At 63.5% G+C, this 875-nt stretch carries 1 protein-coding gene; it reads right to left on the bottom strand.

Annotated features, from left to right (window positions below; all coding sequences use genetic code 11):
• Positions 1 to 361 precede the first annotated feature (361 nt).
• The coding region (locus tag P0D96_RS48165; RefSeq protein ID WP_408321394.1) for an AI-2E family transporter at positions 362 to 875 on the bottom strand (514 nt) is incomplete at its 5' end.

Genomic DNA, 875 nt, shown 5'->3' with positions numbered 1-875 from the left:
AAGGTAAGGCCCCCACTTCTTCCACGGCACCTCGGCCTCACGCGCGTCGTTCAGGCGTTTTTGTTCCGCTACGTCCACGATTCCAGTACCCATGCTTTTGCTCCGTTAGGGGTAAATGAACTCAGCTCGACGCAACACAGGCGGGCGCGCCACACCGAGCGCTCATCGTGCGCGATTCAGGCAATGCCGGTGCATCGGTATGTGTGGCGTTGAACGTTCTGCTTGCTTGAAGACTTCATCAAATACGCCTTGACGGTACAAAAACTCATAACGTCCCCGGGAAACGGCATATCGTCGGTACATTCATGTCAAGCACGTTACCCGACGCACTCGCGGTATCACGCGTGGCGCGTCGGTGGTGCTACTGCGGCTCGCCATCCAGACGGTCGCCGGTGCTCGTGAGCGCCGGTTTGATGGGCGCCGGTGGCGCCTCCTCGTCGGTCCACGCCTGCAACAGCGTGAAGGTCACCGCGAGTATCACCGGGCCGATGAACAGCCCGACGATCCCGAAAGCGATCACCCCGCCGAGCACCCCGGTCAGGATCAGCAGCAGAGACAGGTCCACGCCTCGCTTGATCAGCAGCGGCCGCAACACATTGTCGAGCAACCCGACGAACACCGACCAGACCCCCAGCGCGATTCCCGCGACGAGTTGGTCGTGATAGATCAGCCAGACCACGGCACCGATCAGCGGAAGGCCCGGACCGATCTGCGCAAGACAGAGGATCAGGATCAGCGCTGTCAGGATTCCCGCGCCGGGGATTCCGGCGACGTACAGGCCCAGCCCGGCGAGCGCCGCCTGCGCGGCCGCAGTTACGACGATCCCGAGCGCGACCGCGCGGATCGACAATCCGGCGAGCCGCACTGCCGCCGCG

The organism is Paraburkholderia sp. RL17-347-BIC-D (genome assembly GCF_046027915.1).
Lineage (GTDB): Bacteria > Pseudomonadota > Gammaproteobacteria > Burkholderiales > Burkholderiaceae > Paraburkholderia.
The sequence above is the reverse complement of the archived record's forward strand: the minus strand, read 5'-3'. Positions and strand labels throughout refer to the sequence as shown.